This is a genomic window from Polaromonas sp. P1_E1_2 (genome assembly GCF_056406035.1).
The window spans coordinates 1-2,951 of sequence record NZ_JBFUAZ010000539.1; the positions used below are offsets into that span (position 1 = coordinate 1).

General features: G+C 63.6%; 3 protein-coding genes. 1 reads left to right on the top strand and 2 read right to left on the bottom strand.

The window, feature by feature from the left end; translation table 11 throughout:
* The coding region (locus AC1D1P_RS19505; protein ID WP_477674111.1) for a tripartite tricarboxylate transporter substrate-binding protein at positions 1-678 on the bottom strand (678 nt) is incomplete at its 3' end.
* An 18-nt stretch (positions 679-696) separates the two neighbouring features.
* The gene (locus AC1D1P_RS19510; protein ID WP_477669301.1) at positions 697-2,046 is read right to left on the bottom strand and encodes a class-II fumarase/aspartase family protein; all 1,350 of its coding nucleotides are present in this window, start codon (positions 2,044-2,046) and stop codon (positions 697-699) included.
* Positions 2,047-2,166: 120 nt separating this feature from the next.
* On the opposite strand from AC1D1P_RS19510, the gene AC1D1P_RS19515 reads away from it, so the two are divergent.
* A partial coding sequence (locus AC1D1P_RS19515; RefSeq protein WP_477674112.1) for a LysR substrate-binding domain-containing protein occupies positions 2,167-2,951 on the top strand: 785 nt, incomplete at its 3' end.

Here is a 2,951-nt window from a genome sequence, read left to right on the forward strand (position 1 = left end):
GGTCAGGGGTTTGGCGGAGGTCACGGCAATTGCCTTGAGCTTGCCGGCCTGGATATGGCCGACCGTCGTAGGGGTGGGGTCACAGATCATGTCCACATGCCCGCCAAGCAGGTCCGCCACTGCGGGCGCACTGCCACGGTAGGGCACGGTCGTAATGCTGACTTTCAATGAAGACTGGAGCAGCAAGCCGCACAGGTGCGATGACGAGCCCACACCGGCGTGCGCCAGCCTCACCTGCGGCTGCCGGGCCATCCAGCGGATGAGGCTCACCAAGGAGTCCACGGRCACCTGCGGCCGCGCAACCAGCACCAGAGGCGTGTCGACCACCACTCCCAGCGGCGCGAAATCCACATCCGGCTTGAAGCCCAGGTTCCGGTACAGCGCCGGTGAAGTCGCCATGCCGATGTGCCCCATCAGCAGCGTGTGACCATCGGCTGGAGCCCGCATGGCGATGACCGTGCCGAGGTTACCGCCGGCGCCGGACAGATTCTGGATAACCACAGGCTGGCGCAGCTGGGCCTGCATGGGCACGGCAAGCTCCCTGGCCAGTTTGTCCATGGGCCCCCCGGCCGCAAAGGGCACGATCAGGGTGACCGGTTTGGTGGGATAGGCCTCCTGAGCGCACGCAGACGCAGCGCAGAAGGCGAGCATGAAGGCAATGCAGATGGCTCTGGTCATAAATCCCCCTCGGGTTGGTTAAACGGATACGGATTGCGTTGCCAGGCCCCCGGCGGCAGGCGGCGGCCTGCGCGATGCGTCCACCTCGCGCGCACCAAAAGACAGGTGTTCGTTCACATCAAGCAGCGCATTCACTGCGGCTTCGTCCAGCCCGCACTGCAAGCCCACCAGGGCAGCCGCTATCGATACGCCCTCCACCCTGGACTTCTGGCAGGCACGGGCAACCAGTTCATGCGCGCGGTTCAGGCCGATGCGCCTGGCCAGCGCCATCTGCACGGTCTCGGTGACGATCGCCCCGTCTGTGAGGGCCACATTGCGCGCCATCCTTGCGGAGTCCACCACCAGTTCGTCCAGCATGGTCGTGGCCTGTGCCAGAAGGGCTCCCATCAGGGAGAAGCACAGCGGCACTGCATGCAGCTCGACATACCAGGCGTCCAGCGACCTTTCGTTCTCCACGAGCGCCGCGTCCAGCATCATCGGAGCCGTGTGGAACAGCATTCTCGACAGGGCGACGACGGACGACGCCGCGACCGGATTGTTTTTCTGCGGCATGGTGCTGCTGGCGCCCCTGCCAGCGGCAAAAGCCACTTCACCGACTTCCGTGCTGGAAAGCATCAGCAGGTCCCGGCCGATCTTTCCGAGCGTCGCAGCGATCTGCGACAAAAGAAGCACCGCCTCGGCCGGGCCGTCACGCATGCAATGCCACGCAACATCCGGTTCATTCAACCCCAGCTTTTGCATCAGGCGCCGGCGTGTTTCATGCCCCGCGCCGGAGAACGAAGCCAGCGTGCCCACGGCGCCACCCAGCTGCCCGGTCGCCACGCGCGGCACAGCCTCTGCAAGCCGGTCCATCTGCCGCAGCACGCCCGAATTCCAGACCGCAGCCTTGAAGCCGAACGTGACGGGCAACGCATGCTGCTGATTGGTCCGTCCGGCCTGGATGGTGCGCTGGTGGGCCGTGGCCAATGCGCCCAGCGCCCCCGAAAATTGCGCCAGCGAATCGCCGATCAGTGCGAACGCTTCCTGCATCTGAAGCGCCAGTGCGCAATCCATCACGTCCTGGGTCGTTGCGCCATAGTGGACATACTGGCCCAGGTCACCGCGGCACAGCTTGACCACCTGGTTCACCAGCCCCACCATGGGCAGGCCGACCATGCGTGTCTTCTGCCTGAGTTGCGCAAAATCAATGTTTTCGACGTGGGCAACGCGACAGATTTCATCAGCCGCATCCTGAGGAATCACACCCAGTTCAGCCTGCACGGCGGCAAGTTCACGCTCGAAACGAAGGCAGCGGTCGACAAAATTCCGCTCCGAAAAAATGCCCGCGATGGCCCCGCCGTCATGCAAATCACTGAAGAGCTGGTTCATTCGTCAGGCCCTTTGCGTTGCCACAGATGTTGCTAGGTGAAACAAACTGTATCCAATATGATGTCTCGGTAAAAACGATTTGTTGTGATCCCTCCGTTCTCTTTTAGCGATGGGTTGACCATGAATGTTCTGGGCCTGAAAACGTTTGCCGCCGTCGCCAGCCAGGGCGGCATTACCTCTGCCGCGCAAACGCTGCACACCGTGCAATCCAACATCACCCAGCGCATCCGGATGCTGGAATCGGAGTTGGGCCTGGCGCTTTTCAAGCGSCATAGCCGGGGCATGGAACTGACGCGGGCAGGCCAGCGGCTGCTGCCCTATGCCAACCGCATCGTGGCGCTGATGGATGAAGCGCAGGCCGCGGCCAAAGGGGAGGAAGACGCTCCAGCTGTCCTGACAATCGGCTCGATGGAGACCACCGCTGCGGTCCGGCTGCCCTCGCTGCTCGCCGCATACCGCCGCGTGCTTCCGCAGGTGGCCATCACGCTGGAAACCGGCCCGACAGCGGCACTGATCGAGGCCGTGCTCACGCGGCGCCTGGACGGTGCGTTCATCGCCGGCCCGCTCAACAACCATGCGCTGGTCAGCCTGGTCGCGTTCGAAGAAGAACTGGTACTCGTCTCGTCTGCCGGCTGGGTGCGCCCCAGTGAGCTCGGCAGGCGCCTGGAAAACGGCGCGGCGGCGATCATGTTCAAGACCGGCTGCTCTTATCGCCAGCGGTTCGAACAGCTTCTGAGCGAGCGCGRCTGGCCCAGGTACACCCGGCTTGAAATGGGCACACTGGAAGGCATCCTGGGCTGTGTWGCCGCRGAGGTCGGCATCTCGCTGCTTCCACGGTCCATTGTCGAAAACGCKGCCAACAGGTCCGCCTTACGCTGCCATCCATCGACCGGCAAGAAATACGC